The sequence below is a fragment of the Armatimonadota bacterium genome (assembly GCA_031432545.1).
GTDB classification, from domain to species: domain Bacteria; phylum Sysuimicrobiota; class Sysuimicrobiia; order Sysuimicrobiales; family Sysuimicrobiaceae; genus Caldifonticola; species Caldifonticola tengchongensis.
Window position 1 is genome coordinate 466,812 of the sequence record JAVKGX010000001.1, and the last position, 23,228, is coordinate 490,039.

Annotated in this window: 22 protein-coding genes and 1 riboswitch; of the genes, 17 read left to right on the forward strand and 5 right to left on the reverse strand. The window is 70.3% G+C overall.

Features of this window, described 5'->3' with window-relative positions:
• Positions 1-6 precede the first annotated feature (6 nt).
• Complete coding sequence (lgt, locus tag QN163_02395; protein ID MDR5682866.1) at positions 7-732, reverse strand: prolipoprotein diacylglyceryl transferase; 726 nt, start codon at positions 730-732, stop codon at positions 7-9.
• Positions 733-827: 95 nt separating this feature from the next.
• A riboswitch (SAM riboswitch) is annotated at positions 828-939 on the forward strand.
• 72 nt (positions 940-1,011) lie between these two features.
• On the opposite strand from lgt, the gene thrB reads away from it, so the two are divergent.
• The 5 genes from thrB to crcB all read left to right on the forward strand — a co-directional run bounded on the left by thrB (position 1,012) and on the right by crcB (position 5,160).
• Positions 1,012-1,950 (forward strand): homoserine kinase, encoded by a 939-nt coding sequence (thrB, locus tag QN163_02400; GenBank protein MDR5682867.1) that lies wholly within the window; start codon positions 1,012-1,014, stop codon positions 1,948-1,950.
• Positions 1,951-1,971: 21 nt separating this feature from the next.
• Positions 1,972-3,198, forward strand: coding sequence for a threonine synthase (thrC, locus tag QN163_02405; protein MDR5682868.1), 1,227 nt, complete (start codon positions 1,972-1,974; stop codon positions 3,196-3,198).
• Positions 3,199-3,281: 83 nt separating this feature from the next.
• A complete protein-coding gene (locus tag QN163_02410) occupies positions 3,282-3,740 on the forward strand; it encodes a GNAT family N-acetyltransferase (protein ID MDR5682869.1) in 459 nt (152 codons plus the stop codon).
• Positions 3,737-4,630, forward strand: coding sequence for a uracil-DNA glycosylase (locus QN163_02415; GenBank protein MDR5682870.1), 894 nt, complete (start codon positions 3,737-3,739; stop codon positions 4,628-4,630). The genes QN163_02410 and QN163_02415 overlap by 4 nt, the downstream gene beginning before the upstream one ends.
• 158 nt (positions 4,631-4,788) lie before the next feature.
• Positions 4,789-5,160 carry a fluoride efflux transporter CrcB gene (crcB, locus tag QN163_02420; GenBank protein MDR5682871.1) on the forward strand — a complete coding sequence of 124 codons (372 nt, stop codon included), beginning with the start codon at positions 4,789-4,791 and terminating at the stop codon, positions 5,158-5,160.
• On the opposite strand, the gene QN163_02425 is transcribed toward crcB, so the two are convergent.
• The gene (locus QN163_02425; protein MDR5682872.1) at positions 5,157-5,516 is read right to left on the reverse strand and encodes a DUF190 domain-containing protein; all 360 of its coding nucleotides are present in this window, start codon (positions 5,514-5,516) and stop codon (positions 5,157-5,159) included. The genes crcB and QN163_02425 overlap by 4 nt on opposite strands.
• 75 nt (positions 5,517-5,591) lie before the next feature.
• On the opposite strand from QN163_02425, the gene QN163_02430 reads away from it, so the two are divergent.
• Positions 5,592-6,791: an MFS transporter gene (locus QN163_02430; GenBank protein ID MDR5682873.1), complete on the forward strand. Its 1,200-nt coding sequence runs from the start codon at positions 5,592-5,594 to the stop codon at positions 6,789-6,791.
• A 106-nt stretch (positions 6,792-6,897) separates the two neighbouring features.
• On the opposite strand, the gene QN163_02435 is transcribed toward QN163_02430, so the two are convergent.
• The 3 genes from QN163_02435 to QN163_02445 are packed head-to-tail and all read right to left on the reverse strand — an operon-like array spanning position 6,898 to position 10,604.
• Complete coding sequence (locus QN163_02435) at positions 6,898-7,764, reverse strand: xanthine dehydrogenase family protein subunit M (protein MDR5682874.1); 867 nt, start codon at positions 7,762-7,764, stop codon at positions 6,898-6,900.
• Positions 7,761-10,124, reverse strand: coding sequence for a xanthine dehydrogenase family protein molybdopterin-binding subunit (locus QN163_02440; protein MDR5682875.1), 2,364 nt, complete (start codon positions 10,122-10,124; stop codon positions 7,761-7,763). Before QN163_02440 ends, QN163_02435 begins: the two co-directional genes overlap by 4 nt.
• A 6-nt stretch (positions 10,125-10,130) precedes the next feature.
• Complete coding sequence (locus tag QN163_02445; GenBank protein MDR5682876.1) at positions 10,131-10,604, reverse strand: (2Fe-2S)-binding protein; 474 nt, start codon at positions 10,602-10,604, stop codon at positions 10,131-10,133.
• Positions 10,605-10,951: 347 nt separating this feature from the next.
• Between QN163_02445 and ligA the strand changes: the two genes are divergently transcribed.
• The 11 genes from ligA to rsmA all read left to right on the forward strand — a co-directional run bounded on the left by ligA (position 10,952) and on the right by rsmA (position 23,136).
• Complete coding sequence (gene ligA / locus QN163_02450) at positions 10,952-12,964, forward strand: NAD-dependent DNA ligase LigA (GenBank protein ID MDR5682877.1); 2,013 nt, start codon at positions 10,952-10,954, stop codon at positions 12,962-12,964.
• Positions 12,961-13,476 carry a GerMN domain-containing protein gene (locus tag QN163_02455; protein MDR5682878.1) on the forward strand — a complete coding sequence of 172 codons (516 nt, stop codon included), beginning with the start codon at positions 12,961-12,963 and terminating at the stop codon, positions 13,474-13,476. The genes ligA and QN163_02455 overlap by 4 nt, the downstream gene beginning before the upstream one ends.
• A 96-nt stretch (positions 13,477-13,572) precedes the next feature.
• Entirely contained in the window at positions 13,573-15,114 is a 1,542-nt protein-coding gene (locus QN163_02460) for a carboxyl transferase domain-containing protein (GenBank protein ID MDR5682879.1), read from the forward strand.
• A gap of 62 nt (positions 15,115-15,176) precedes the next feature.
• A complete protein-coding gene (locus QN163_02465) occupies positions 15,177-16,679 on the forward strand; it encodes a biotin carboxylase N-terminal domain-containing protein (GenBank protein MDR5682880.1) in 1,503 nt (500 codons plus the stop codon).
• Positions 16,676-17,167 carry a biotin/lipoyl-containing protein gene (locus QN163_02470; protein ID MDR5682881.1) on the forward strand — a complete coding sequence of 164 codons (492 nt, stop codon included), beginning with the start codon at positions 16,676-16,678 and terminating at the stop codon, positions 17,165-17,167. The genes QN163_02465 and QN163_02470 overlap by 4 nt, the downstream gene beginning before the upstream one ends.
• Positions 17,168-17,245: 78 nt before the next feature.
• Positions 17,246-18,859, forward strand: coding sequence for a methylmalonyl-CoA mutase family protein (locus QN163_02475; GenBank protein ID MDR5682882.1), 1,614 nt, complete (start codon positions 17,246-17,248; stop codon positions 18,857-18,859).
• Between the two features lie 10 nt (positions 18,860-18,869).
• Positions 18,870-19,829 (forward strand): methylmalonyl Co-A mutase-associated GTPase MeaB, encoded by a 960-nt coding sequence (gene meaB, locus QN163_02480; GenBank protein ID MDR5682883.1) that lies wholly within the window; start codon positions 18,870-18,872, stop codon positions 19,827-19,829.
• Positions 19,826-20,245 carry a methylmalonyl-CoA epimerase gene (gene mce / locus QN163_02485; protein ID MDR5682884.1) on the forward strand — a complete coding sequence of 140 codons (420 nt, stop codon included), beginning with the start codon at positions 19,826-19,828 and terminating at the stop codon, positions 20,243-20,245. Before meaB ends, mce begins: the two co-directional genes overlap by 4 nt.
• Before the next feature lie 149 nt (positions 20,246-20,394).
• The gene (locus tag QN163_02490; protein MDR5682885.1) at positions 20,395-21,381 is read left to right on the forward strand and encodes a 3D domain-containing protein; all 987 of its coding nucleotides are present in this window, start codon (positions 20,395-20,397) and stop codon (positions 21,379-21,381) included.
• Between the two features lie 62 nt (positions 21,382-21,443).
• Positions 21,444-22,193, forward strand: coding sequence for an SDR family NAD(P)-dependent oxidoreductase (locus QN163_02495; protein MDR5682886.1), 750 nt, complete (start codon positions 21,444-21,446; stop codon positions 22,191-22,193).
• 22 nt (positions 22,194-22,215) lie between these two features.
• Complete coding sequence (rsmA, locus tag QN163_02500; GenBank protein ID MDR5682887.1) at positions 22,216-23,136, forward strand: 16S rRNA (adenine(1518)-N(6)/adenine(1519)-N(6))-dimethyltransferase RsmA; 921 nt, start codon at positions 22,216-22,218, stop codon at positions 23,134-23,136.
• Positions 23,137-23,228: the final 92 nt, after the last annotated feature.

The following is a 23,228-nucleotide window of genomic DNA, read 5'->3' on the forward strand; positions in this document are numbered from 1 at the left end:
CTTCGATTATAGTTGGTGGCGCCCCCTCCACAGGAACCACGCGCCGACGGCGATCAGCGCAAGCGCCGCGATCTGCCCCAGCGCCAGAAAGCCGACGGTGCGCTCTTCGGAACGCAGCAGGTCCAGCAGGAAGCGGACGACGGACATCCACACGATCGTCTGCCAGAAGATTTGACCGGAAAAGCGGCGCACGCCCACCCAGTGCTGTACCACGAAGAACAAAACCGCCGACGTCACCATCTCGTACAGCTGCAGCGGGTGGCGCGGTCCGCCGGGCACGCCCGGGAAGAGCAGACCCCAGGGCAGAGAGGTGGGATCCCCGTACAGTTCGCCGTTCATCAGGTTGCCGAAGCGCACGAAGACATTGGCCGCGGGGATCCACGTCGCGCACATGTCCGCCAGCGTCCACGGCGACATCCCACTTTGCCGACCCACCCGCCACAGGTACAGCAGTCCCGCCGCGATCGCTCCGTGCGAGGAGAGGCCGCCCCGGTCCACGCGGAGGATCTCGAGGGGGTCGGCGACGTATGGCCCGGGATGCGACAGGACGTACCCCAGCCGCGCCCCGACGAACAGCCAGACGATGAGGGGGACGGCGATGCGGTCGACGAGATCGGATGGGACGCCGAGGCGCGGGCCCATCCGTTGTGACAGCCAGATGCCTGTGAGGATCGACAGCGCCATCATCAATCCGTACCAGCGGATGGCGAGCGGCCCGATCTCGACGATCACCGGCTGCACGGCTCCTATCGTACCGCGCCGCGGCCGTCGTGCGCTTGACACGCGGTGGGGCAGATGCTACGTTCGGTGTCAACAATCGAATAGCGACCTTATCCAGAGTGGGCGAGGGACGGGCCCGACGACCCCCGGCAACCTGCGGCGCCGCGCTGGCGCGGCAAGGTGCCAACTCCCGCGGAACGCAATTCCGAGAGATAAGGGCGAGGTGGAGCCCTCCGAGGAATTGGGGGGCTTTTGTTTTGGGTATGCGCGACGCGGGTTGGAGGACGGCGGGTGAACGACTTCGTGCGCGTGCGGGTTCCTGCGACGGTGGCCAACCTCGGGCCTGGGTTCGACGCCGTAGGTCTAGCGCTTCGCCTGTACAACACCGTCGAGGTGTCGGCCGCCGACCGTGCGGAGGTCATCGTCATGGGCGAGGGTTCCGAGCAGCTGCCCACCGACGCCACGAACCTGGTCTACGCGGCCGCGCAGGAGGTCGCGCGCCGGGCCGGACGCCCGGACGTTCGATTCGCCCTGCGGTGCCGCAACGGCATCCCGCTGAGGCGCGGCCTGGGCAGCAGCGCCGCCGCCCGGATCGCGGGGATCGTGGGCGCCAACCGCCTGCTGGGCGGGCCGCTGGACGTACGCGGGATCGCACAGCTCGCGTGCGACCTGGAGGGGCACCCGGACAACGTCATGGCGGCGATCACGGGCGGGCTGGCGGTCGTCGCGCGACGGGCCGAGGGGCTGCGGTGGATCCGGCTGATCCCGGCCGCGCTCCCCGGGGTGGTCGTCGCGGTCCCCGATCTGCCGGTCGACACGGCACACGCGCGCGCTTGCCTGCCGTCCGCGGTGGCCCTGCCGGACGCGGTGTTCAACGTGTCCCGCGCCGCGCTGCTCGTCGCCGCGCTGTCGGCTGGGAGGTGGGATCTGCTGGACGTCGCGATGGAGGACCGCATCCACCAGCCGTATCGCGCGCATCTCATCCCCGGTCTGGACGAGGTGCTGGAGGCGGCGCGCCAGGCCGGCGCGTTCGGTGCTGCGCTCAGCGGCGCCGGGTCCGCGGTCATCGGGTTGGCACCGCAGAGCGCAATACGTGCGGTCGGTGACGCGATGGTCGACGTCTTCGTCCGCCACGGGGTGGCGGCCCGCGCCGTCTTCACCGAGATCGACCTGGGCGGCACGGCGGTGGAAGCCGACGGCGTCTACCGACCGCTGATCTCCGAAGCTTGATCTTTCACCTGGAGGTAGCCGATGGGGAGCGTCACGCACCTGCGATGTCGAGCGTGCGGCGCGGGGTACGAAGTGGGTCCGGACTACGTCTGCTCGGAGTGTTTCGGGCCACTGGAGGTCGCCTACGACCCCAGCCGGGTGGCGCGCGAGGCCACGCGAGAGCGGATTGTGTCGGGCCCTCCGACCCTGTGGCGCTACCGTGCGCTGCTGCCCGCCGAGCCGCCCGACGACGACATCCGTGTGGGCTTCACGCCGCTGCTGCCGGCGCGCCGGCTCGGGGAACGTCTGGGGTTGCGGGGCCTGTTCATCAAGAACGACACCATCAACCCGACCTGGTCGTTCAAAGACCGCGTCGTCGCGCTCGCGGTGGCCGCCGCACGCCGTTTCGGTTTCGGCGTCCTGGCCTGCGCGTCCACGGGCAACCTGGCCAACGCCGTGGCCGCGCACGCGGCGCGGGCCGGTCTGCGTGCCGTGGTCTTCGTTCCGCAGGGATTGGAGGCGGGCAAGGTGGCGGCCAGCGCGGCGTACGGCGCGACGATCGTCGAGGTGGAGGGGACCTACGACGACGTCAACCGCCTGTGCACCGAGATCGCGGGAGAGCATCCGTGGGCGTTCGCCAACGTCAACGTCCGCCCGTTCTACTCCGAGGGGTGCAAGACGCTGGCGTTCGAGGTGGTCGAGCAACTGGGTTGGCGCCTGCCGGATCACGTCGTCGTCCCCGTGGCCTCCGGCAACCTGCTGGTGAAGACGGAGAAGGCATTCGGCGAGTGGATCCGCCTTGGCCTCGTCGAGGGGGCGATGCCGCACCTGCATGGTGCCCAGGCGGCCGGGTGCGCGCCGGTGGCGACGGCGTTTCGCCAGGGCGCAGAACACGTCCGGCCCGTGCGGCCCAACACGATCGCGAAGTCGCTGGCGATCGGCAATCCCGCCGACGGGGCATACGCCCTGCAGGCCGTTCGCCGCACCGGGGGCGTCGTCGAGTCGGTCACCGACGAGGAGATCGTAGGAGGCATCCGGCTGCTCGCCGAGACGGAGGGGATCTTCGCCGAGACGGCGGGCGGGGTGACCGTGGCCGTTGTGAAGAGGCTCGCGGAGTCCGGGGTGTTCGCGCCGGACGACACAGTGGTCGCATTCGTCACCGGAGGCGGGCTGAAGACGGTGGACGCGGTCGCCTCGGGGTTGCCGCCGACAATCCGCGTCCGCGCGTCGCTACGCGAGTTCGAACGGCAGGTGCTGGCGGCCGTCTGAGACGACAGGGAAAGGAAAGCGAACCGAGAAGACACAGCCGGAGGGCGTGCGGGCCGTCCCACGCTGCGGGCAGGGGGTGTCGCGTGAGCCTGGTGATCGAACCGGCCAAACCCCACGACGAACCGGAGATCCAGCGCCTGATCAGGTCGGTGCTGGCGGAGTTCGGGCTGCCGTACGACACGGCCACCGCGGCCGAGCTCACCGGCATCGAGGAGCAGTACCGGCCGCCGCGGTCGGTCTTCTTCGTCGCCCGCATGGACGGTCGGATCATCGGAACCACCGGCGTGAAGGAGGCCGGCGAGGGCAAGGCGATCCTCAAGCACCAGTACGTGCACGCGGACTACCGGCGCAAGGGCATCGGCGCCAAGCTGCTGGACGCTGCGCTCGTCTACTGCCGCGTTCTCGGTTACCGGGAAGTCGAACTCGACACCGCGGCGTGGATGCAGCAGGCCCAGCGCCTGTATCGGTCGCGCGGGTTCCGGGAGACCGGCCGCGACGAGTCGGGCGTCCACTTCCGCCTCGCTCTGGCCCGGTCGCCGTGAGCGCTGCGCCGTCTCCCGCCGAGGTTCTGGAACGCATCGCCGAACAGATCCGATCCTGTACGATCTGTCCTTTGTCTCACAGCCGCTCGCAGGCGGTGCCCGGTGAGGGCCCTCCCGACGCGCCGGTGTTGTTCGTCGGCGAGGGGCCCGGATCGGAAGAAGACGCCCAGGGGCGGCCGTTCGTGGGTGCTGCGGGTCGCCTGCTCGACAAGCTCCTGTCAGGCATCCGAATGCCGCGCACCAAGGTCTTCATCACGAACACCGTGCGCTGCCGGCCGCCGGGCAACCGGACGCCCACGCCCGACGAGGTTGCGGCCTGCCTGCCCTACCTGATCCGCCAGATGGCCGTGCTGCGGCCGAGGGTCGTCTGCCTGCTGGGGGGCACCGCGACCGCCGCGCTGCTGGGCGCAGACCGGAAGATCGGTCGCATCCGCGGCAGGGCGATCCGCGAGGCCGGCCGCTGGTTCTTCGCCACCTATCACCCCGCGGCGGCGCTGCGCAGCAGTGGACTGGGGGAGATCCTACAGGACGACTTCCGCCGGTTGCGGCGGCTGGTGGACGTAGAGTGGGGGACGGCGGATCCGGCGCGCTGGAACCCGGGCGCGCTGCATAAGATCTTCGCCTCTTTGGAGCCCAGGGAGCCGGTCGAGATCTCCGGCGACGGAGCCGTGCGGCTGACGTGGGAAGTCGGCGGGGTGCACCCGGTGTTTCGCACCGAATCCGCTCTGGCGGAGCTGGGGCGCAGATTCGTCTTGCGCCGGCGGAGGCTGCCCGCGCAGACCGAAGTCGAGTGGATCTCCTTCGAGATCGTCGACGCCTCGGGACGCCGTACAAACGCCGACTCCGACGCGGCTGCCCACCTGCAGGGGGAGTTGCGGATCCGCGCCTGATGCGGGCAGGGGACGGCCGAACAAGGATCGAACGTGCAACCCGACGGCGACGGAGTCCGCCGCAAGGGCGCCGCACGTAGACCGACGACTTCTCCTGACTGCTCTCGTTGTCGGTGGGAGCTTGCTTTTTTGGGGGGACCTATCGCCCGGAGGTCTGCATGCGCATCGTGCTGGTAGTCGTGGGGGGAGCGATCGGTGCGCTGCTCCGCTACGCGGTCGAGGGCTGGTTTGCCGGGCGGACGGGGATCTCCTTCCCCTACGGCACCCTCGTCGTGAACGTGACGGGGAGCTTCGCTTTGGGTCTGCTGTCCGTCTTCACCATCGAGCGGCTGCTTTTGAGTCCCGAAGCGCGCCTGTTCGTGGGGGTGGGTCTGCTTGGGGCCTACACAACCTTCTCCACCTGGCAGTACGAGAGTTGGCGTCTGATCGAATCGGGGAGTTGGCCGCTGGCGGTCGTGAACCTGGGAGGAAGCTTGGTGTTGGGCTTTGCGGCCCTGGTTGTGGGGGTCCTGATCGGCCGTGCCCTCTAGCGGTCTTCGGCGGCGATCGGGACCGGACGGTGCCGGTACAGGATCACGCGCACCTTCTCAAGCGTGACCAGTCCCTCGCTCACCATCTCGTCGAGCACGGGGAGAAACGACTCGATCCGCTCGGCGCTGTCGGCGATCTCGATCACGATGGGGAGGTCTTCGGACAGCCGCAGGATCTTCGCGGTGTGGATGCGGCTGTGGGCCCCGAAACCCGCCAGCCCGCGGACGACGGTTGCCCCGGCCAGCCCCCTCTCGCGGGCCTTGAGGAGGATCGCTTCGTACAGAGGCTGCCCCTGCCAGCGATCGGATTCGCCGATGAAGACGCGCAGCAGCAGTCCGTCTTCGGCAAGCCTCACAGCAGGAGCCTTCGGGCTGGGGACCTGCTGATCCTGCCGATGACGGCTTCCGCGGGGGGAGGGCGCGCGGAGGGGATGGCACACGACGGTACGATCTCCGACAGCGCCCGTCGGCTGGGCCCGGGCGTCATCGCCATTGGCCTGGCCAGCCTGTTGAGCGACCTCGGCCACGAGACCGCGACCGCGGTGCTGCCGTTGTTTCTCATGGCCATCGGCGGCTCGCCGCTGACTCTGGGTCTGGTCGAAGGGGTCGCCGATTTCGCGTCCAGCGCGGCCAAGCTGTGGGCGGGTCACTTGGGGGGCCGTCTGGCGCGGCGCAAGGTCCCGGCGGCGGGTGCATACTTCCTCACGGCCGTGGCGACCGCATCGATCGGCTTGGCCGCGCACTGGCTGCACGTCCTGCTGGGGCGGACCGCCGCCTGGCTGGGGCGAGGCTTCCGCGGTCCCCTGCGCGATACCCTCCTCGCCGAACAGACGCACCCGTCGGGCTACGGACGGGCGTTTGGTTTCGAGCGCGCGATGGACACCGTGGGGGCCATTCTGGGGCCGCTGTTCGCGCTGGCGTTGCTGTCTGTAGCCGCGCCGCTGCGGACGATCCTGTTGGTGACCCTCGTCCCCGGCGCGCTGGCCGCCGTGCTCTTCTTGACGGTGCGGGAAAGGGGCGGCGTGCGCCCCGGACGGTCGTTTCGGTCCATGGCCGCCTCCTTGCCCCCCAACTTCCGCCGATTCCTCCTCGCCGTCGGCGTCTTCGGCGCGGGGGACTTCTCCCGGACGTTGCTCATCCTCTGGGCGTTGGGAGTCGGGGTGCACATAGAGGGCGGGGGAGAACTCACCGTCCCGGTTCTCCTGTACGCGGGCTACAACGCGGTGAGCGCGGCCAGCTCCTACGTCAGCGGCGACTGGAGCGACCGACTGGGCAGACGGCCCCTGCTGCTGTTCGGGTACGCCGTCGCGGCCGCGGTGGGCCTGCTCATGGCATTCGACGTGCGCTCCCTGCCAATCCTCGTCGCGGTCTTCGTCGGATCGGGCATCTATGTCGGCATCGAGGAAGCCCTTGAGCGCTCGACCGCGGCCGACCTGCTTCCCGACAGCCACCGCGCCTTCGGCTTCGGTGCGCTGGCTGCCGTCAACGGCCTGGGCGACCTGGTGTCCAGCGTCCTGATCGGGCTGCTCTGGCAGACGGCCGGTGCCTCGGTCGCATTCGGGGCCGCCGCCGCACTCTGCCTGCTGGGCGTGCTGCTCCTCACCCGGGTGGAGTTCGTCGGGCGCCGATGAAGGAGGGAGCGTCCGGTGAGCCCGCGGCCCCCAAGGGTACGGTCACGCACGCAAACAGAGGGCACCGGCTGGAGCCCGGTGCCCTCTGCGGTCCTGCGGCCGACGGCTACCCGCCGGCGCGCCGTGCGGCCTTGAGGATCGCGCGCTGGACGTACACGGTCGCGAGGTGACGCTTGTACTCGGCCGAGGCGTGCAGGTCGTCCGTCGCTTCCAGCCCGTCGGCGGCAAGCCTTGCCGCGCCGGCCACCGTGCCGTCGTCCAACGGCTTGCCCGCCAGTGCCTGCTCGACCTTGGCGAGGCGCTGGGCCTTCGGGCCGACACCGGTGATCGCCAGGCGCGCCTGCCTGCACGTGCTCCCGTCTATCGTCACCAGACACGCCACACCCACCAGGGAGTAGCCAGAGGCCGGGTGGGGCAGCTTGACGTAGCACGAACCCTGGCCCGGGGTCTGGACCGGAAAGCGCACCCAGCAAAGGATCTCGTCCGGCCGCAGCGCCGTAGTCAGCATGTCCACGAACCAGTCGGCGGCCCGGATGGTGCGGGTGCCCGCAGAACCCTCGCATTCCATCTGTGCGTCCAGGGCCAGGACCACCGCGGGGTAGTCGGCCGCGGGATCGGCGTGCGCGAGCGCGCCGCCGATCGTGCCGCGGTTGCGGACCTGCAGATCCCCGATCTGCTCGGCGGCTTCGGCCAGCAGCGGCACCTTCGCCCGGACGACCGGACTGGTGGCGATCTCGTCGTGGGTGGTAAGCGCCCCGACCAGCACGGACTGGCCCTCCTCGCGTACGCCGCGCAGCTCGTCGACCCGGCCGATGTCGACGAGGACTTCGGGCTGACTCAACCGCAGCTTCATCAGCGGCAGCAGGCTGTGGCCGCCAGCCAGCAACTTCGCGCGGTCTCCGTGCCGCTGCAGCAGCGCGATCGCTTCCCGGACGCTGGCGGCGCGCGCGTACTCGAACGGTGCCGGGATCACGGCCTGCCACCTCCTTTCGCCGAGCGCATCGCTCGCCACACCGTCTCGGGCAGCAGCGGCATGTCGATGTGCCGCACGCCCATCGGCGCGAGCGCGTCCATCACCGCGTTGACCACCGCCGGCGTGCTCGCGATCGTCCCGGTCTCGCCCACCCCCTTGACGCCCATCGGGTTGACCGGAGTCGGCGTCTCGGTGCGGTCGGTTTCGATCGTAGGGAGCCATCCGGCCCTGGGCACCGCGTATTCGGCCATCGAGCCGGTGAGCAGGTTGCCCGCCCCGTCGTAGGCGGCGAACTCCCACAGCGCCTGCGCGATACCCTGGGCGATACCGCCGTGCACCTGGCCGTCGACGATCAGAGGGTTGATCACCCTGCCGCAGTCGTCCACCGCGACGTAGCGCAGGATCCGGGTGTGGCCGGTGTCCGAGTCGACTTCGACGACGCAGATGTGCGTGCCGAACGGGTAGACGAAGTTGGACGGGTCGTAGAACGCGTTCGCCTCCAGCGACGGCTCGAACCCCTCGGGCAGGTTCCAAGCCAGGTAAGCCTGCAGGGCCACCTCCTGGATGGTCATCCCGCGGTCCGGTGCGCCCTTCACGTGAAAGCGCCCGCCCTCGAACACCAAGTCGTCTACGCTCACCTCCAGCTGGTGCGCCGCAAGCCTGGCGGCCTTCTCCTTCACGCGCTGCGCCGCCAGGTGCACCGAGGTGCCGCCCACCGCGGTGGTGCGGCTCCCGTACGTCCCCCAGCCCATCGGGATCGCATCCGTGTCGCCGTGCACGACATCGATGTCGTCCAGCGGGATCCCGAGTTCGTGAGCGACGATCTGCGCGAAGGTCGTCTCCTCACCCTGACCGTGCGGGGACGCACCCGTGAACACCGTCACCTTGCCCGTGGGGTGCACGCGCACCACCGCGCTCTCCCACAGCCCCCCCTGGAACCCAACGGCGCCGGCGACCTTGGACGGTCCCAGCCCGCAGATCTCTACGTAGGAGGAAAACCCGATGCCCAGGTGGCGTCCCTGCCTCCGGGCCTGTTCCTGTTCGGCGCGCGCCTTCGGGTAGTCCAGGATCTCCAGCGCGCGGTCCAGCGCCCGCTCGTAGTCGCCGCTGTCGTAAGTGATCCCGGTGGCGACGGTGTAGGGGAACTCGTCTCGGCGGATGAAGTTGCGGCGGCGGATGTCGACGGGATCCACGCCCAACTCCCGGGCGACGAGGTCCATCATGCGTTCGAGGATGTAGGTGGCCTCCGGACGGCCCGCTCCCCGGTACGCGTCCACCGGCGTGGTGTTGGTGAACAGCCCCACCACCTCGCACGAGATGTTGGGGATCCTGTAGGGCCCCGACAGCATCAGCCCGTACAGGATCGTCGGGACGCCCGGCGCCGCGGTCGACAGGTAGGCGCCGAGGTTCGCCAGCGTCCTGACCTTGATGCCGACGATCGTGCCGTCTGGCCGGAACGCGATCTCGACGTCCTCGATGTGGTCGCGACCATGGGTCGTCGCCTGGTAGTTCTCACGCCGGTCCTCCGTCCACTTCACGGGTCGGCCCAGCCGCATCGCGAGGTGCCCGACGACGGCCTCCTCCGGGTAGTGCGGGATCTTGCTCCCGAAGCCGCCGCCGACTTCGGGTGCGACGACGCGCAGCTTGTGCTCCGGCACGCCCACGGTCCCCGACAGCAGCACGCGGGCGATGTGCGGGTTCTGCGTGGTGCTCCAGATCGTCAGCTCGCCCGAACCGGAGTTGTACTGCGCCATCGTCGCCCGCGTCTCCATCGCGTTGGGGATCAGGCGCTGGTTGACCAGCCGCTGGCGCAGCGTGCGCACCTCTGGCTGGCCAACCGCGGCGTCGTAGTCTCCGCCGTTCACCGCCCACCGAAGGGCGGTGTTGTTGGGCACGTCGTCGTGCACCAGCACCTTGCCGGCGAGGGCCTCCTCGAGGTCGACGACCGGGGGCAGCGGCTCATAGTCCACCTCGACCAGGGCCGCCGCGTCGTACGCCGCCGCGCGCGTCTGCGCGACCACCACGGCGACGGGGTCGCCGACGTAACGCACCCGATCTTTGGCGATCGCGGGGTGGGCAGGCGTCTTGAGGTCGGCGTTGGGGACCAGCCAGGCGCAGGGGATCGGGTTGACCTTGCCTTCGATGTCCGCGCCCGTCAGGATCGAGACGACACCCGGGACCGAAGCCGCCCGGGCGGTGTCCACGCGGCGGATCCGCGCGTGGGCATGTGGGCTGCGGACGAAGACCGCGTAGCACAGATCCGGCAGCGTCAGGTCGTCGGTGTAACTCGCCGTCCCGGTCACGAGCCGTGGGTCTTCGCGCCGCCGGACCCTCGCGCCGAACACCTGGGTGACGGCCATCGCTACTCACCCCCCCGCCGCCATCGCCGGCTCGCGCATCCGACTGGCGGCCGTGCGGACAGCGTTGACGATGTGTTGGTAGCCGGTGCAGCGGCAGAGGTTGCCCTCCAGCGCGTGGCGGATCTCGTCATCTGTCGGGTTCGGGTTCCGCGCCAGCAGGTCGACGGCGGTCATCATCATGCCCGGCGTGCAGAATCCGCACTGCAGCCCGTGCTCGTCCCAGAACGCCTGCTGGATGGGGTGGAGTTGGCCGTTCTGCGCGAGTCCCTCGACCGTCGTGATCGCGGCACCGTCGGCCTGGACCGCCAGAACCGTGCAGGACTTGACGGCCCTGCCGTCCAGCAGCACCGTGCAGGCGCCGCAGGTCGTCGTGTCACAACCGATGTGGGTGCCGGTCAGCCGCAGGTCGTCGCGCAGGAAGTGCACGAGCAGGGTGCGGGGCTCGACGTCGCGGGTGTAGGTCTTGCCGTTGATCGTCATCGTCACGTTCACGAAACGCCACCTCCTTCCGTTTCGGGTCCGGTCGGAGGATTCCCGGTGCAGATCCGGGATCCGTACAACGCGAAACCGCACCAGCGGGACGATCGGTGAGGGCGTCGCCGTTCGGGTATCCCACCCCCCTTGCCGAGCAGAGGATGCAGCTGCGATGGCGGAGCGAACGGGATGGTGAGCTTGTTCCGGTACGCTCATATTGTACTACGCTGGGCAGGGGTGAGGATCGGCGGTTGGAGCCGCTGCGAGCCGCCGCCAGCCGGTTTGCCCTCGCCCGGGCAGCACGGGACGGACGGGTCGGAGGATTCAGACCCAAGCGCAACAAAGGAGCCATCATGGCAGTCCCCGAGAAGGTCCGGCGGCGCATCGAGGAATTGCGGCGCCAGATCGACCACCACAACTACCGGTACTACGTGCTCGACGATCCGGAGATCAGCGACGAGGCCTACGACGCGCTGGTCGGCGAGCTGCGGGAACTGGAGGCACGCTACCCCGAACTCGTGACCCCGGACTCGCCCACGCAGCGCGTCGGCGCCCCACCCAGTGCGGCGTTCGCCGAGGTGCGCCACCGCGTGCCCATGCTCAGCCTGGCCAACGCCTTCACCGAGGACGAACTCCGCGCCTGGGACAGGCGGGTCCGCGGCGGACTGCGCGGACAGCGGGTGGAGTACGTCTGCGAGCTGAAGATCGACGGCGTGGCCGTCAACCTCGTCTACGAGGGCGGCCAACTGGTGCGGGGCGCCACACGCGGAGATGGGTTCCGGGGTGAGGACGTGACCGCGAATCTGCGGACGGTTCGCAGCGTGCCGCTGCGGCTGCGCGCTGAGGCGCCGATCCCCTCCTTCGTTGAGGTCCGCGGCGAAGTGTACCTTTCGCGGCAGGCCTTCGAGGCCGTCAACCGTGAACGCGAAAGGCAGGGGCTGTCTCTGTTCGCCAACCCGCGCAACGCTGCAGCTGGCTCCCTGCGCCAGCTCGACCCGGCGGTGACGGCGTCGCGGCCCCTGCAGATCTTCTGCTACGGCGTGGGCCACGTGGAGGGACTCCGCCTGGACACCCACTGGGAGGCGCTGCGGTGGATGCGCGAGGCCGGCCTGCGGACGCACCCGGCCTCGCGCCTGTGCGACGACCTCGAAGCGGTTTTGGCTTTCGTCGAGGAGTGGACGCACCGGCACAGGGAGCTCGACTACGACACCGACGGCGTCGTCGTCAAGGTCAATTCGTTCGACCAACAGCACGAACTCGGCGCGACCGCCGCCTCGCCGCGTTGGGCGATCGCCTACAAGTTCCCCGCCCAGCAGGCGGTGACCCGGGTCAAGGACATCGTCGCCTACGTGGGGCGTACCGGCGCGGTCACGCCGGTGGCGATCCTGGAGCCCGTGCGCGTCTCCGGTGTCACGGTGCAGCACGCGACGCTGCACAACGAGGACGAAGTCCGGCGCAAGGACGTCCGGATCGGGGACTTCGTCGTCGTACAGCGCGCCGGCGAGGTGATCCCGGAGGTCGTTCGCGTCCTGGCCGAGCGGCGGACGGGGGCCGAACGTGCGTGGCAGATGCCCAAGGTGTGCCCGGTGTGCGGATCGCCGATCGTCCGGCCGCCCGGCCAGGCCGTCGCCCGCTGCACCGGCGGCGCGTCGTGCCCCGCGCAGGTGCTCGAGCGTCTGATCCACTTCGCCTCGCGCGATGCGATGAACATCGAAGGGGTGGGCCCCAAACTGTTGCAGCAGATGCTCGACCGCGGACTGGTGCGCGACCCGGCGGACCTGTACCGCCTGACCAAAGACCAGGTGTTGACCCTCGAACGGATGGCTGACAGGTCCGCGCAGAACGTTTTGGACGCCATCGAGCGCTCCAAGCAGACCACCCTCGGGCGGCTGGTGTACGCGCTGGGAATCCGCCACGTCGGCGCCAGCACCGCACAGGCGCTGGCGCGGCAGTTCGGTGACATCCGCCGACTGATGCGGGCCTCGTTCGAGGAGATCCGCGACGTCCCCGGGGTGGGCCCGGTCGTCGCCCGCAGCGTCCGGGACTTCTTCGACCGTCGGGAGAACCGCGGCCTGGTGGAGCGGCTGCTGCGGGCGGGTGTCCGGCCGGAGTCGCCTGAGGCGGTCGGGACCGGGCCGCTGGCCGGCAAGACATTCGTGTTCACCGGTACGCTGGACGGGATTCCCCGTCGCCAGGCCGAGGAGATGGTGCGCGCAGCGGGCGGGGTGGTCAGCGGTTCGGTGAGCGCCAAGACCGATTACGTCGTCGTGGGCACCGACCCCGGCTCCAAGGCGGAGAGGGCGCGCAAACTCGGGGTGCGGATTCTGGACCGGCGCGCGTTTTTGGACCTCGTGGGCCGCCGATGAAGCGTGTCGTCTGGTTGCTTCTGGCGGCGCTGCTGGCCTTTGTCGTGGTGGGTCTATGGGTCTCGCGGCCGCGCGAGGAACCCGCGCTGGTCTACTTCGTGCAGTGGGACGCCGAGCGCAACGCGGGCAGGCTGGCGCAGGGGCTGCGCATGGTGCGGGGCCGCACGCGGCGGGACTTCGTCATGCAGGCGATCGGCGCGCTGCTGGCCGGGCCCACAGCCGAGGAGCGCGCGCTGGGGTATGCGAGCGAGATCCCGTCGGGCACCCGGCTGCGCGGCGTGCGGATCCAGGGTCAGACGGCCTACTTGGACTTCTCCGAGGAACTCGCCACCGGCGGCGGCAGCGCCAGCATGCTGTCGCGCCTGTACCAGATCGTGTACACGGCGACGCACTTCCGGGGCGTCGAGGAGGTGCGGATCCTGATCGAAGGCCAACCGCGCGAGACGCTGGGCGGCGAAGGCGTGCTGATCGACGTCCCGGTGCGCCGCCCGCCCCGCGCCCCGGACTTCTGACCGGCCGGGTGCGCACGGGGTGAGAATGCGACGGCGCAGCAGGGGGGCGGGCGCGTGAGACCAAGCCGGAGGCAGGGAGAGGAGTCCGGTAGCGCGATGGATCCCATCGACGATCTGCGGGAACGACGGGCGCGGCTGCGCCGCATGGGCGGCGAGGCGCGCATTCGCCGCCAGCACGAGGCGGGCAAGCTGACCGCCCGCGAGCGGCTCGACCTACTGCTCGACCCCGGGTCGTTCGTCGAGTACGAGCTCCACGTGACGCACCGAGGCCGCGACTTCGGGTTGGACCGCCTGGAAGCACCCGCAGACGGCGTCGTCACCGGCTACGGGACGATCGACGGGCGCCCGGTGTACGTCTTCTCCCAGGACTTCACGGTGCTGGGCGGATCGTTGGGCGAGGCGCACGCCCAGAAGATCTGCAAGGTCATGGACCAGGCGATGAAGGTGGGTGCTCCGGTGATCGGCCTCAACGACAGCGGCGGCGCGCGCATCCAGGAAGGCGTGGCGGCGCTGGGAGGGTACGCGGAGATCTTCCTGCGCAACACGCTGGCCAGCGGCGTGATCCCGCAGATCAGCGCCGTGATGGGGCCGTGCGCGGGAGGCGCGGTGTATTCACCGGCGATCACGGACTTCGTGTTGATGGTGCGGGGGACGTCGTACATGTTCGTGACAGGGCCCCAGGTCGTGCGCGCCGTCACGCGCGAGGATGTGTCCTTCGAGGAGCTGGGTGGGGCTGACGTCCACGCCTCACGCAGCGGCGTCGCACACTTCGTCGCCGAAGACGACGCGCACTGTCTGGACCTCGTCCGCCGGCTGCTGTCCTACCTGCCGCAGAACAACATGGAAGACCCCCCGCGGATCGCGCCCCGCGACGACCCTGACCGGATGGACCCCGAGCTGGACCGGATCGTGCCGGAGGATCCCGTGCGGCCGTACGACATGCACGAGGTGATCCGGCGGGTCGTCGACGAAGGCGAGTTCCTCGAGGTGCACCAGCACTACGCCCCCAACCTGCTCGTCGGGTTTGCACGCCTCAACGGCCGGTCGGTCGGCGTCGTCGCGCAGCAGCCCTCGGTCCTGGCGGGCGTGCTGGACATCGACGCGTCGGTGAAGGGCGCGCGCTTCGTGCGGTTCTGCGACTGTTTCAACATCCCCCTGGTGACGTTCGTGGACGTCCCGGGGTTTCTGCCGGGCGTGGCGCAGGAACATGGCGGCATCATCAAGCACGGCGCGATGCTCCTGTACGCGTACTGTGAGGCGACGGTGCCTAAGCTGACGGTCATCACGCGTAAGGCGTACGGCGGCGCCTACGACGTGATGGCCAGCAAGCACATCCGCGGGGATCTGAACCTGGCGTGGCCGACGGCGGAGATCGCGGTCATGGGACCGGAAGGCGCGATCGAGGTGATCTTCCGCCGGGAGATCGAGCGGGCCGCCGATCCGGAGGCGACCAAGCAGCGGCTGGTTGCCGACTACAGGCAGACGTTCGCAAACCCCTACGTGGCGGCCTCGCGCGGGTATTTGGACGACGTGATCGAGCCGCGGGAGACGCGGCCACGGCTGATCTCCGCGCTGGAGGTCCTGCGCACCAAGCGCGACGTCAACCCGCGCCGCAAGCACGGGAACATTCCACTGTAGCCGGCGGCGCGTCGGCCCGTCGGCACGACGACGCGACAGCATCGGCAGACGGGAGGGATGCGGTGCCAACCCGTAGGATCGGCAGGGTTCTGGTCGCCAACCGCGGCGAGATCGCCGTGCGCGTGATCCGCACGTGCCGGGAACTCGGGATCGGGACGGTGGCGATCTACTCCGACGCGGACGCACGCGCCCCGCACGTCCACATGGCCGACGCCGCCTGCCGCATCGGACCGCCGCCGGCTGCCGACAGCTACCTGCGGATCGACGCGATCGTCGAGGCCGCCCGTCGCAGCGGTGCGGACGCGGTGCACCCGGGGTACGGGTTTCTGGCCGAGAACCCGCTGCTGGCGGAGGCCTGCGCCGCGGCCGGGCTGGTCTTCATCGGTCCCGGCGCGCCGACGTTGCGGTTGTGCGGCGACAAGGCGGCCGCACGCGAGCGCGCACGGGCGGCGGGCGTGCCCCTGCTGGAGGGGACCGACCCCGTCGGGGACGCCGAGGCGGCCGCGGCCGCCGAACGGCTCGGTTACCCCGTGCTGATCAAGGCGGCCGCCGGCGGGGGCGGCAAGGGGATCCACGTCGTGCGCGCCCCGGAGGAACTGGCCAGCGCCTTGCGGCTGGCGCGCGGCGAGGCGCTGTCCGCCTTCGGCGACGACCGCGTGTACTTGGAGCGCTGCCTCGAGCGCGCCCGCCACGTCGAGGTGCAGATCCTCGCCGATGCGCACGGCAATGTGGTGGCGCTGGGCGAGCGCGACTGCTCCATCCAGCGGCGACACCAGAAGGTCATCGAGGAAACACCCTGTCCGGTGCTCGCACAGCAGACCCGCAGGCGCCTGTTCGATGCGGCGGTGCGCGCGGTGCGCGCGGTCGGCTACACGAACGCCGGTACCGTGGAGTTCCTGTACGATCCCTCGCGCGAGGCGTTCTTCTTCCTGGAGATCAACGCCCGCCTCCAGGTCGAACACCCGGTCACCGAGATGGTCACGGGGCTGGACCTGGTGGCCGAGCAGATCCGCATCGCCGCCGGTGCCCCCATGGGGGTCCAGGCGTCCGAGGAAGGAAGCGTTGCGACGCGCGGTGCGGCGATCGAGTGCCGCATCGCGGCCGAAGACGTCGAGGCGCACTTCCTGCCCTCCCTCGGCCGGATCACGGCCCTGCGGGAGCCGGCGGGTCCGTGGGTGCGGACCGATGCCGGCTGGTACGTCGGGATGGAGGTCACCCGACACTACGACCCGATGCTCGCGAAGGTGGTCGTGTGGGCCCCAGACCGGCCCACGGCGATCGCCCGCATGACGCGGGCGCTGGCGGAGACGGTCGTATCCGGGGTGCAGACGACGATCCCGTTTCACCTGTGGACCCTGCAGGACGCGTCGTTTCGAAGCGGTCGGTACGACGTCCGGTTCGTCGAGGAGCGCTGGACCCACCGCCGCCGGCCCGCAGACCACCTCGAAGAGGCGATGCTGGCCGCCGCGGCGTACGCGTTCGCCCAGCGGCGGCGGACGGGTGTGGCGCGCCACGAACCCAGCACCCTCGATGCCTGGCGTGCCGTCGTGCGGGATCGGTCGTGAAGTTCGAGGTCCGATCGGGCGACCACCGGCGGATCATCGAGATCCGTGAGCCGCCCAACGGGTGGGAGGCGACGTGCGACGGGCGATCGGTGCACGTGGACCTCGTCCGGGTGGTGGGCGACCGCTACGTGCTCCAACTGGACGACCGCCGCCTGGAGGTCGAACTGTCCGGCGAGACCGAGAGTGTGCGGGTCGTGGTGGGGTCGGAGATCCACGCGGTGGAGGTCCGACAGCACCTGCCATTCCGGCGCCGCGCGACCGCCGCGCGTGCGGCGGAGACGGTCGCTTCCCCCATGCCGGGCCTGGTGGTAGCCGTCCACGTGGCGGCCGGAGATACGATAGAGTCAGACCAGCCCCTGGTCACGCTGGAGGCGATGAAGATGCAGATGGAGATCCGCGCGCCCCACGCCGGAGTCGTCCGCCGGGTGCACGCCCGTCCGGGCCAGGACGTCGCCGGCGGCCAGGCGCTCGTGGAGATCGCGCGGTGAACACCGGGGCGATGAGGACCGGGATCGGTGTTTGACCCCAAGGCGATCGAAAGGATTCGGGAACTGCACCGCCGCTGGCTGGCCGAGCGTGTGACCGGTGAGCGCAAGAGCGCGTTCACGACGGCGGGGGGCATCCCGCTGGAGCCGGTGTACACGCCCGAGCACGTCGCGGGAGCGGACTACGAGCGCGACCTGGCGCTTCCCGGCGAGTTCCCGTTCACGCGAGGGATCTACCCAACGATGTACCGCGGCCGCCTATGGACGATGCGCCAGTACGCCGGCTACGCGACCGCGGAGGAGTCGAACCGCCGCTACCGCTACCTGCTCTCGCAGGGCCAGACCGGGCTCAGCGTCGCGTTCGACCTGCCCACGCAGATGGGGTACGACTCCGACCACCCCGTGGCCGCGCCGGAGGTGGGCAAGGTCGGGGTCGCGATCGACTCGCTTGCCGACATGGAGGTGCTGCTCGAAGGCATCCCGCTGGACCGGGTCTCGATCTCGATGACGATCAACGCCACCGCCAGCATCCTGCTGGCCATGGTCATGGCGGTGGCCGAACGCCAGGGGGTGCCCTGGGAACGGTTGGACGGCACGACGCAGAACGACATCCTCAAGGAGTACATCGCCCGGGGGACCTACATCTATCCGCCCGAACCCTCACTGCGGATCGTCACCGACATGTTCGCGTTCTGCGCCGCCCACCTGCCGAAGTGGAACCCGATCTCGATCAGCGGCTACCACATCCGGGAGGCCGGCAGCACGGCCGCGCAGGAGGTCGCCTTCACGCTGGCGGACGCGATCGCCTACGTGGAGGCCGCGGTCCGCTCCGGGCTGGACGTCGACCGATTCGCCCCCAACCTGTCGTTCTTCTTCAACGCCCACATCTGCTTCTTCGAGGAAGTCGCCAAGTTCCGGGCGGCGCGGCGACTGTGGGCGCGCATCATGCGGGATCGTTTCGGTGCGCGCGATCCCCGCTCCCAAATGCTCCGCTTCCACACACAGACCGCCGGGGTGGCTCTGACCGCGCAGCAGGTGGACAACAACGTCGTGCGCGTCGCCCTGCAGGCCCTTTCGGCGGTGCTGGGGGGGACGCAGTCCCTGCACACCAACGCCAAGGACGAGGCGCTCGCCCTGCCCACCGAGGAGGCGGCGTTGCTGGCGCTGCGGACCCAGCAGGTGATCGCCTACGAGACCGGTGCGGGCGACGTGGTGGACCCGCTGGGAGGGGCGTACTACGTCGAGTGGCTGACCGACCGCATCGAGCAGGAGGCCATGGCCTATCTGGAACGGATCGACGCGATGGGTGGCATGCTGAAGGCGATCGAGAGCGGGTACGTGCAGCGCGAAATCGCCGACGCCGCCTACCGCGAGCAGATCAAGGTGGAGACCGGCGAGCGGGTGATCGTCGGCGTGAACCGGTTCGTCTCGGACGCCGACCACGCACCGTCGGAGATCCTCAGGGTCGACCCGGCCGTCCTCGACCACCAGCGAGCCCGGCTCGCGAGGGTCCGGGCTTCCCGCGACGGCGCGGAGGTATCCGCTGCCCTCGACGCTCTGCGGCGCGCCGCGCAGGGCGGGGACAACCTGATGCCGCACGTGTACCGGTGCGTGCGCGCCTACGCGACGGTGGGCGAGATCTGCGATGTGCTCCGGGAAGTCTTCGGCGTGTACCGTACGCCGCTGGTGGTGTGAGGGAGCCCGCATGCCGGCCGACAACCTCGACGCCCTCGTCGAAGCCGTCCTTCGCGGAGACCACCAGGCCGCGGCGCGCCTGATCACGATGGTCGAGAACGGATCGGATGGCGCGCGCGAGGCGCTGCGCCGCCTGCACCCTCACACCGGCCGGGCGTACGTGGTCGGGGTCACCGGGCCGCCGGGGTCGGGCAAGTCGACTTTGGTGGACGCTCTCACGCGACACCTGCGCCGGCAGGGCCGCACCGTGGGCATCGTGGCCGTGGACCCCACCAGCCCGTTCACCGGAGGGGCGATCCTCGGCGACCGGATCCGGATGACCGACCACAGCCAGGACCCCGGGGTCTTCGTACGCTCCATGGCGACCCGCGGGAGCTTGGGGGGGTTGAGCCGCGCGACCGCCGACGCCGTCCGCGTGCTGGATGCGATGGGCTTCGACATTGTGTTCGTGGAGACCGTCGGTGCCGGTCAGGCCGAGGTGGACGTGGTCGAGGCCGCCGACAGCGTCGTCGTCGTGACGGTCCCCGGGCTGGGGGACGCGGTGCAGGCCCTCAAGGCCGGAATCATGGAGATCGCCGACGTCTTCGTGGTCAACAAGGCCGACCGAGCCGACGCCGACCGCGCGGTCACCGAGATCCGTTCGATGGTGCGCCTATTGCCTTCACGCGGTTGGGAACCACCCGTGGTGAAGACCGTCGCCACCGCCGGCGAGGGGATCTCCGACCTCGCGCAGGCGCTCGCGCGCCACCGCGCGCACCTGGAGGCCGAAGGCGGGCTGCGGCAGCGCCGCCTGCGCCGCGGCAGAGCCGAGGTCCTCAGACTTCTGGAAGCCCGACTGCGCGAGGAGGTGCTCGCCAGGCTCGCCGGACGTCTGGACGAACTGGCGGGCAGGGTCGCCGCGGGCGAGATGAGCCCCGACGAAGCCGTCGACGAGATCCTGTCGGCGGATACATCGGCGGTGGTGCGGTGACTCTGTCTTTCCACCACATCGGGATCGCGGTCCGCAGCCTGGACGACGCTCTGCGGCGCTACGGCGGACTCGGCCTGGCCGCCGCGTGGATCGAGGAAGTGCCCTCCGAAGGGGTGCGCGTCGCGTTCCTCCCGCTGGCCGCCGGCGCGATCGAACTCCTGGAACCCACCTCGCCCGACGGGCCGGTCGCGCGGTTCCTCCAGACGCGCGGGGAAGGGGTTCACCACATCGCGTTGCAGGTCCCCGACATCCACCGAGCGTTGGAGCGCGCCGCCCGAAGCGGGCTGCGTACCGTCGGAAAAGCCCCCCGCCCCGGATCGCACTCGACGCTGGTGGCCTTCCTGCACCCCAAGGACACCGCCGGCGCACTGATCGAACTCGTCCAGCCGCTGCCCCCAGACGTCTCTGGGCGCTGACCGTCTCCAGCACACCGCTTCGGGAAACCGAGCCGGCCTTGCATTGATGTCGCTTTATCTGTTAGCATTTCCGCCGTTGGACACGTAAATAGGACGGATCGCAGCCTACCTCCGCGCCCCCGTCCACACCACCACGAGGGAGGAGCCGCATGGTGATGGTGCGCGCGTGCGGCGCCCGCTGGATCGTCTTGGCGGTCGTCGCACTGCTCGTGGGTGTGCTGGGCGCCCCGCGCGTACAGGCCGAAGAGGGACATCAGGTCGAGCTGGTGGACGATGGGCGGGCGGAGTCGCTGATCACCAAGAGTCTCACCGTGCGGGCGCTGCTCGTGGAGCGGGGCATCCTGCTGGCTCCGTTCGACGAGATCAGTCCTCCTCTGGACACCGAGATCACCCAGGGACTGCGCATCGAGATCCGCCGCGCCATCCCCGTGAGGCTGATCGCCGACGGCCGGGAGACCGAGATCCACACACCGGCCCGCACGCCGCGCGAGATTCTCGGCCGCCTGGGCATCGAGGTGGGGCCCCGGGACAAGGTCTTCCCGGGCCTGGACGACGAGGTGGAGCCCGGTGATCGGGTGCGGGTGATCCGCATCCGCGAACGGATCGTGACCGAACGGCAGACCGTCCCGCCTCCGACGGTCCAGCGACTGAACCCCTCGGTGTTCCCGGCACGGTACCGGGTCGGGTCCGCGGGCAGCCCGGGTCTGGTCGAACTCGTCTACCGCGTGCGGTTCGCGGACGGTCAGCCCGTGGACCGCGTCCGCATCGACCGGAGGGTGCTGCGGCCGTCCAGGCCGCGGATCGTCCACCTTGGCCGCGGCTACGTCCCGTCCCGCGGCGAACTCGCCCGGCGCCCGACGATGGTCGTCGAGGCCACGGGCTACGCACCCTTCCACGGCCGCGGCGTCGACGGCACGACTGCTACCGGCATGCGGGCCCAGCGGGGCGTCATCGCCGTCGACCCCCGCGTCATCCCCCTCGGCACGATCGTCTACGTGGAGGGCTATGGGACCGCCATCGCCGCCGACACCGGCGGCGCCATCCGCGGACGGCGCGTCGACCTGTGTTTCGACACCCCGCGGGAAGCCTACCAGTGGGGTCGGCGGCGGGTGCGCATCTACATCCTCGGTCCCTGAGGACCGACCCCTGACTCCGATTTCCGGAGGGTCTGACCGAAGGTCGGTGGAAACAGACCCCGATGCAAAGTGCGGTCTACCGCGATCTGCGGGACCGGCGCGTCCTGGTGACCGGGGCCAGCAGCGGCATCGGGGCCGCCTGCGCACGGGCGTTCCTGCTGCAGGGCAGCCGAGTCGCGCTGCACCACCACACCGGCTCGGTGGCCGAACTCGCGGCGTCCTTTCCGGACCGCGGCCTCCCCGTGCGGGGCGACCTTTCCGGTGAGGAAGGATGCATCATCGTCGCCGACGCCGCCGCTGCGGCCCTAGGTGGACTCGACGTCCTGGTGTGCAGCGCCGGCATCTGGGAGGCGGCGCCGGTGGCGACCATCGGCGCGGACCAGCTCGAGCGGATGTTCCGGATCAACCTGTTCAGCGCGATTTTTTTGATCCGTGAATCGCTGCCGCACCTGGGCGAGCGCAGCAGCATCGTGCTGGTGGGTTCGACCGCCGGGCAGAGGGGAGAAGCCGGGCATGCGCACTACGCCGCGAGCAAGGGCGGACTGCACGCGCTGGCGCTGTCGCTGGCCGAAGAGCTCGCCCCGCGCACGCGCGTAAACGTCGTCGCGCCCGGGTGGGTCCGGACGCCGATGACCCGGACGGCGCTCGCCGAGCGCGGCGCCCGGATCGTCGCCGGGATCCCGCTGCGGCGGATTGCCGAACCGGAGGACGTCGCGCAGGCAGTCCTGTTCTTGGCCTCTGACGCGTCGCGTCACATCACCGGCGAGATCCTGGGCGTCTCGGGCGGCGCCCTGGTGCCGATGCCGCGATAGGCGCCGGCCGCGCGCAGGTCGGATGGCGCCGCGCAGACGCCGCGTGTCCCGCCCAGACGTGGACCCCACGACGCCGCCCAGCCGCGCGACCGAGCCCGGGGAGCGCTCCAGGATCCTCCAGGTCCTCCGCCGTCACGGCCTGCGCCCGAAGAAGGGGCTGGGCCAGCACTTTTTGGCCGACCCGACGCATCTGGACCGCATCGTGGGTCTGGCAGACCTGTCCGAGCGCGACGCGGTGTTGGAGGTGGGCGCCGGGATCGGCACGCTCACGGTGCGCCTGGCCGAGCGCGCCGGTGCGGTGACCGCCGTCGAGGTGGATCCGGCGTTGCTGCCGGCGCTGCGCGAGGCCGTCGCAGGCCACCCCAACGTGCGCGTGGTCGCCACAGATGCGATGACCCTCGATCTGGCCGCTCAGTTCCCCCAGGGCTTCGCACGCAAGGTCGTCAGCAACCTCCCCTACCAGATCGCCTCGACGCTGATCGTGCGCATGCTGGACGAGGTCTCGGAACTGGAGCGCCTGGTCCTGACGGTTCAGCGGGAGGTCGCCGAGCGCATCGTCGCCGAACCGGGTACCCGGGCCTACGGGCTGCTGACGCTGCTGGTGGCCTACCGCGCGCACGCACGGATCGCAGGGCGCATCCCGCCCGGCGCGTTCGTCCCCCCTCCTCGAGTCGAGTCGGCCGTCGTCGTGCTGCGCCCGCGCACCCCGCCCGCAGTCGCAGACCCTGTGCTTCTGCGCACCCTGATGCGCGCCGCCTTCGCCCAGCGCCGCAAGCAGCTGCGCAACGCCTGGAGGCAGCTCGCGCCGGCAGAACAGCTCGAGCGGGCCGCCCGGCAGGCCGGCATCGACCTGCGCCGACGCGGCGAGGCCGTTGGGCTGGCGGAGTTCGTGGCTGTCGCGGATGCGATCGCGCGCATACGGGACACCTGCACGGGAGAGTAGGTGTGTTGCGCTCGCCGACACGGGGTCCGATGTCCGGTTTGGGGTGCCGGCAAGGATTCGATTGCGGGATTGCAGAAACCATCCAGGGCGCG